This is a genomic window from Streptomyces turgidiscabies Car8 (genome assembly GCF_000331005.1).
GTDB lineage: Bacteria > Actinomycetota > Actinomycetes > Streptomycetales > Streptomycetaceae > Streptomyces > Streptomyces turgidiscabies.
Map to the genome: position 1 here is coordinate 34,085 of NZ_AEJB01000556.1, position 6,115 is coordinate 40,199.

General features: G+C 71.0%; 4 protein-coding genes and 1 pseudogene. 2 read left to right on the forward strand and 3 right to left on the reverse strand.

The genetic code is table 11. The features are described 5' to 3' along the window. Positions 1-42: 42 nt before the first annotated feature. Positions 43-345, forward strand: coding sequence for a putative quinol monooxygenase (locus tag STRTUCAR8_RS39920; protein ID WP_006382048.1), 303 nt, complete (start codon positions 43-45; stop codon positions 343-345). Between the two features lie 81 nt (positions 346-426). Here STRTUCAR8_RS39920 and STRTUCAR8_RS39925 read toward each other — a convergent pair whose 3' ends face one another. Together STRTUCAR8_RS39925 and STRTUCAR8_RS39930 are read right to left on the reverse strand one after the other, a co-directional pair. Further along, entirely contained in the window at positions 427-2,895 is a 2,469-nt protein-coding gene (locus STRTUCAR8_RS39925; protein WP_006382042.1) for a CBM35 domain-containing protein, read from the reverse strand. Positions 2,896-3,160: 265 nt separating this feature from the next. Then, positions 3,161-4,207 (reverse strand): LacI family DNA-binding transcriptional regulator, encoded by a 1,047-nt coding sequence (locus STRTUCAR8_RS39930; RefSeq protein WP_044473696.1) that lies wholly within the window; start codon positions 4,205-4,207, stop codon positions 3,161-3,163. A gap of 250 nt (positions 4,208-4,457) precedes the next feature. Between STRTUCAR8_RS39930 and STRTUCAR8_RS39935 the strand changes: the two genes are divergently transcribed. Beyond that, on the forward strand, positions 4,458-5,831 hold the full coding sequence (locus STRTUCAR8_RS39935; RefSeq protein ID WP_006382055.1) for a cryptochrome/photolyase family protein: 1,374 nt from the start codon (positions 4,458-4,460) through the stop codon (positions 5,829-5,831). A gap of 54 nt (positions 5,832-5,885) precedes the next feature. On the opposite strand, the pseudogene STRTUCAR8_RS39940 reads toward STRTUCAR8_RS39935, so the two are convergent. Continuing rightward, a pseudogene (locus STRTUCAR8_RS39940) lies at positions 5,886-6,115 on the reverse strand (transcriptional regulator); the annotation flags it as partial.

A 6,115-nucleotide genomic window follows, 5' to 3' on the forward strand; every position in this document is an offset into this window, starting at 1 on the left:
ACAACGCCACCCGCCCCGACAGCCACCACAAGGACACGCACCGTGAAGAAGACCCTGCTCGCAGAGTTCACCGCCCGCGAAGGAACACAGGACGAGGTCGCCCGGATGATCGGGGACTACGCCCTGAAGGTCCGCGAGGAAGAAGGCAACCTCACCTTCGACGTCTACACCAAGGCAGCCAGCCCACGCGCCTTCTGGATCTTCGAGGTGTACCGGGACGAGGACGCCTTCCAGGCCCACCTGAACGCCCCGTACGGCGGCCCCTTCAACGCGGCCCTCGTCCCGCTGATCGAGGAGGACGCCTCCGTGCTGACGTTCCTGGACCCGCTGGCCGCGAATCTCTGACCGCCGCGTCGGCCGCCCCGACATGGAACCGGGCCGCATCTCCGTGGAGATCCGGCCCGGCCCTGCGACGGAGTCGGCCAACTAGCCGATGATCCGGCCCAGTTCGATCCGGTCGATGTTCGGGGCCCACGCGGTCGCGTTCCCGAACGTCAGCTTGTTGGAGCCCGCCTTGAGGTCGACGGGGACACCCACCGTCCAGTAGTCGTCCCAGCTCCAGGTGTTCTTGAAGGTGACCGTCCGGGGAGCGCTCGTCCCCACCGTGAGGTCCGCCGTACGGGACATGATGTCCGTGTTGTACGAGTGGCCGTTGTCGCGCCGCTCGTTGTGCGCGTAGCTGATGACCAGCATGTAGCGGCCCGACCTGGGCGCCTTCACCGTGAACTCGGCGGTGCCGGCAGCGCTGTTGCCGAGCCGGCCGATGTAGGAACCGGCGGACGCGTAGGCGGAGTCGACGAGCTCGGCGCCGCCCGCCAGGGTTGCCGAGGCGCCCTCGTAGGAGAGGGTGCCGGCGGTCGAGCCGTTGCCCGAGACGTCGAGGGAACGGACGGAGGCGGCCTTCGCGGTCAGCGCGATGCGGTTGTTGCCCGCGACCAGGTAGAGCCGCAGAGCCTTGCCGGGTACCGCGGTCACCTTCTGGCCGTGCAACTCCAGCCGCACCGGCGCCGAGGCCCGCGGCACCACCGAGTAGTAGCCGTCGCGCGGTGCGTAGGCGTCGAAGACCGCCTTGTCACCGGAGCGCAGGACGAGAGAGCCCGTGCCGACCCCGGCCGACGAGGAGTAGTCGTAGGACGGCCGGCCGCTGATGTCCGCGAGGGTGGCCTCGTACGACGCCGAGGGGACGGCGGAGGTACGGGCGGTCAGGTCGACGCGGTCGAGGGTGACCTCGGCGTCGCCCTTCGCCAGCGTCAGCACGTGCCTGCCGGCCGGGAGGTCGACGATGACGTCCTGCTTGGCGCGGTAGGTCCAGTTCTCGGTGGAGGGGTAGGAGACGGTGACCGGAGCCTGGCCGTCGACGGAGAGCTTCTGCGTGGCCGGTGTCCCGGACTGGTTGCCGTACAGGATCGCCAGGTCATAGGTCCCGGCGGCGGGCACGTCCACGGTGAAGTCGACCTTGCTGGTGGCCTGGTTGAGCGAGCCGACGTCCTTGGTGCCGGATGCCGCGTAGCCGTTGGCATTGCTGACCGTGCCCTGCGTGTAGACCTTGCCGTCGGTGATGGCCGCGTCCTCGGCCTCGTACGACGCCGACCAGGGGACCGACGCGGCGGACGGGGTGCCGGAGCCGCCCGGGGTGAGGACGATCCGGTACGCGGACATCTTGTGCAGGCCCCGCAGCGGGACGGTCACCGTGCCGTCGGCCGCGACCTTCACCTTCGTACGGGCGAGGACGCGGGGCGCCGCGTGCTGCCCTTCGTAGCCGGACCAGGCGGCCTCGGCGACGGTCGCCGTGACCGTACGCCCGAAGGCGGACCGGGAGACGTTGCGCACGACGACGTCGGCGTCACCGGCCGAGCCGCCGAGCAGGACCTGCGCCTGGCGGCGCTTCCTGTCGTACGAGGCCAGCCCCTGGAGGGTGTCGACGGTGTCGGCCTGCGGCGGGGTCACCTTGACCGTGTCGCCGGTCAGTCCCGCGTACCAACGGAAGAACCACCAGCCGCCGTTGGGGATGTTGCTGCGGACGACATTGCCGTCGAGGTTCCCGGCCGCGTCCCAGTAGGCCTGGTTGGCGTACACCTTGTTGCGCTCGAACATCGAGACCCACTGGGCGAGTTGGCCCGGCACGGACAGGTCGCGGCGGTTGGCGTACTCATCGATGTTGATCTTCAGGGGCGCTATGCCGAGTTGACGCTCGATGGACCGGTAGTTGTCGAAGTTTCCCTGGAAGTTCTTCAGTGAGCTGGAGTCCAACTCGTGCCAGGTCAGGACCTGGGGCAGGACGTTCTCCCGCTTGGCGAAGGCGAGGAAGTCCGTCAGCAGACGCGAGTGGTAGCCGGACTCGTTGGGGCCGGCGATCCTGGCGTCCGGGTCGATCGCGCGGATGCGCTCGTACACCGTCTTCCAGTCCTTGAAGAACCGGTCGCGGTTGACCTCGTACCGCGCCTGGTCCGAGGTGCCGAGGTTGTACCAGATCTGGTCGGGCTCGTTGAAGGGGATGTAGACGAAGTGCTCGCTGTTCGGGTCGGCCGACACCTCCTTGACGATCTTGTCGACCTTGGGGAGGTAGTCCTCGATGCCGAGGTCCTCGTAGGGCCACTTCGCGTAGATGTCCTGCATCATCACGTTGATCTCGCCGCCGCCGTTGCGGAAGAACGACCTGGAGACCGTGAGGGCGTCGCCGTTGGGGTGCTGGGCGCCGCCCTCCGGCTTCTGCGAGATGCTGGTGATCTTCAAGGGGGCCAGCATGGCGTCGCTGGGCACGCCGTCGTCGCTGAGCCCGTACAGGGTGCCGTTGGCGCCCAGCATCACCGGGCCTTCGGACGCGCCGAGGTCGACGGTGACGCGCTGCGGATCCGCAGCTGCCGCGGGTCCTGCGGCGGGAAGGGTGCCTGCCATGGCGGCTGCTCCAAGTACGGCTGTGGCTAGGACGGTTGCGGTACGGGATCTGGTGCGGGTTCGCGTGGGGGTGCGGGGGCTCACGCTGAGGGACCTCCGGTCATGTGACGGCTCCGTTGGTGCTTCCGGGCACGATCCAGCGGTCCGGCCGGGAAGGTGCGAGCGGGCGGAGCAGGTGGGGGACGGACGACGGGGGAGAGGCGAGCGGGGGGCGGGGCCGGGCGGGCGGCGAGTGCGGAGAGGAACAGCTGAAGCGGGCGCGGGTTCAGTCGCGTCCGGGCGGTGGTCCCGAGCTCTCCCGCACCACCAGCTCCGGTACGGAGACGGGGTGCGGGGCGATCGGCGCGGACTCCTCCAGTACGCCGTGCAGCAGGGCGAACGCGGACCGGCCCAGGCCCGTGAAGTCCAGGCGTACGGTCGTCAGCGTCGGGGTGAGATAGGCGGAGTGCGGGGCGTCGTCGAAGCCGGCCACGCTCACCTCGCCGGGGACAGTGCGGCCCATCTCGTGGAGGGCCCGGATCACCCCGAGCGCGAGGTCGTCGTTGCCGCACAGGATCGCGGTGACGGCGGTGTCCTTCGCGAGCTCGAGGCCCGCCGCGTGACCGCCCGCCGGACCCCAACCCCCTTGCAGGGGACGGGGTTCGGTAGCTCCGGCCTCCCTGAGCGCCTGTTGCCAGCCGGACGTGCGGGCGCTGGTGCGCCGGGTGCTGGACGGGATGGCGACGTAGTGCACGGTCTCGTGGCCGAGGGAGAGCAGATGCCGGGTCGCCTCGTAGGCGGCCTCGCGGTCGTCGGTCCACACCCAGGGGCGGTCGCCGCCGGGCGGACTCGCGGGGGTCTCGACCACGCCGACGACGGGGAGTTCGGCAGGGACGGCGCCCAGGGCCCGCACACCGGCGGGGTCGTACGCGATCACGATCAGTCCGCCACCCGCGTCCGCCGCCCGCTGCACCTGGGCGTCGACGGCGGCCTCGTCGGTGCCGTCGGCCGATTCGAGGACGCCGACACCGACGGTGTACGCGGCGGCACGGGCGGCCTCCTCGATGCCCTGGAGGATCGAGGCGTAGCCGTAGTGCGTCGTGTTGGAGGTGAGGACGGTCACGGTTCGGGTGCGTCCGCTGGCGAGGGCGAGCGCGGTGGAGTTGCGCCGGAAGCCGAGTTCGTCGATGGCGGCGAGCACCCTGTCGCGGGTGGACGGCTTGACGCTGGGATGGTCGTTGATCACCCGGGAGACGGTCTGGTAGGAGACTCCGGCAGCGCTGGCGACATCCCGGATACTCACTGAGCGTCTCGTGTGACCGGTCACATTCATAGGGGAATGGTGACCGGTCACACGGGGGGTCGTCAAGAGACCGTAACCATAATTCCATGCGGCAGAAGCGGCCGTGACGGGTGGCAGGCGGCCACGTGCCGCGAAGGTAATGGCGCATATGTGGTGATATGGCCCGTGTCCCGGGAACACGGGTGCCGCCGGCGCGCATCCAATGCGTGCCCACACCCGGAAGTGGTCACCAGCGGGCACCGCCCGTCCGTCCCTCCTCCTGCTCCCCGGAGTGCGCACCATGAACGTCTCGGTCGTCCTGTTCACCGCCGACCTGCGTCTGCACGACCATCCGCCGCTGCGGGCCGCCCTGGACGACAGCCGCACGGTCGTCCCGCTGTTCGTGCGGGACCCGGCGGTGGACGGCGCCGGGTTCGCCGTACCCAACCGGCTGGCCTTCCTCGCCGACTGCCTGCACGACCTCGACACCGGTCTGCGCGAGCGGGGCGGACGGCTGGTCCTGCGCCACGGCGACCTGGTGCGCGAGGTGTGCCGGGTCGCCGCCGAGGTGGACGCCGACGAGGTGCACATGGCAGCCGACGTCAGCGGTCACGCGCGCCGACGGGAGGACCGGCTGCGCCGCGCCCTGGAGGCCGACGGCGTACGGCTGCACGTCCACGACACGGTGACGGTCGCCGTCGCCCCGGGGGCGGTGGTTCCGGCCAACTCCGACCACTTCGCGGTCTTCACGCCGTACTTCCGGCACTGGTCGCAGCACCCGCTGCGGGAGCCGCTCGGGGCGCCGCGGACGGTACGGGTGCCCGACGGCGTCGAGTCCGATCCCCTGCCGTCCGGGAGCGGCCTGCCGGGGCTTTCGGAGGGGCTCGCCGCCGGTGGTGAGACCGAGGGCCGCGCCCGGCTCGCCGCATGGCTGCGCGCCGGGGTGGCGTCGTACGAGGACCGCCATGACGACCTGGCCGGCGACGCCACCTCCCGGCTCTCGCCGCATCTGCACTTCGGCACGCTCTCCGCCGTCGAACTCGTGCACCGGGCCCGCCGCGCGGGCGGACCGGGCGCCGACGCCTTCGTACGGCAGCTCGCCTGGCGCGACTTCCACCGACAGGTCCTCGCGGCCCGCCCCGGCTCGGCGACCGCCGACTACCGCACCAAGCACGACCGTTGGCGGTCCGAACGACAGGCGCGCGAAGACGTCGAGGCATGGAAGGAGGGCCGCACCGGCTACCCGATCGTCGACGCCGCGATGCGCCAGCTGCGCCACGAGGGCTGGATGCACAACCGGGGACGGCTGCTCACCGCGAGTTTCCTCACCAAGACGCTGTACGTCGACTGGCGGGTCGGCGCCCGGCACTTCCTGGACCTGCTGGTGGACGGCGACATCGCCAACAACCAGCTCAACTGGCAGTGGATGGCCGGTACCGGGACCGACTCGCGGCCCAACCGGGTCCTCAACCCCGTCACCCAGTCCAAGCGGTACGACCCCGACGGCGCGTACGTGCGGCGCTGGGTACCCGAACTGCGGTCGCTGGCAGGCCCGGCGGTGCACGAGCCGTGGAAACTGCGCGGCCTGGACCGTGCCGCCGTCGACTACCCGGACCCGATCGTCGGCCTGTCCGACGGGCTCGACCGCTTCAAGCAGGCCCGAGGCCTGGACTGAGTCGCCAGGTGTCCCCTGCGACCCCTGAGACCACCGCTCCCACCGCGGACGGTCTCACCGGCCCGTCGTGTAAGCGTCTCCGCTGTACAGCGCCTCCAGTGTGTCCAGGGCATCCTTCAGGGAGGTGGGCCACGGCATCCCCGGGTCGGACCGGCCGGTCCAGCCCGGGCCGCTCGGCAGCACCAGGGGGCCGCGGCGGGCGCCCTTCACCCCCCACCGGGTACGGGCGACGCGCCGGGCCAGCGGGAGGCTCGCCGTGGAGCGGGCCTGAGCCCACAGGACAA

What these genes read in the sequence shown, in the direction of transcription:
- STRTUCAR8_RS39925 (WP_006382042.1), bottom strand. Translation starts at nt 2,895, where the DNA reads ATGGCAGGCACCCTTCCCGCCGCAGGACCCGCGGCAGCTGCGGATCCG.
- STRTUCAR8_RS39930 (WP_044473696.1), bottom strand. Translation starts at nt 4,207, where the DNA reads ATGAATGTGACCGGTCACACGAGACGCTCAGTGAGTATCCGGGATGTC.
- STRTUCAR8_RS39935 (WP_006382055.1), top strand. Translation starts at nt 4,458, where the DNA reads ATGAACGTCTCGGTCGTCCTGTTCACCGCCGACCTGCGTCTGCACGAC.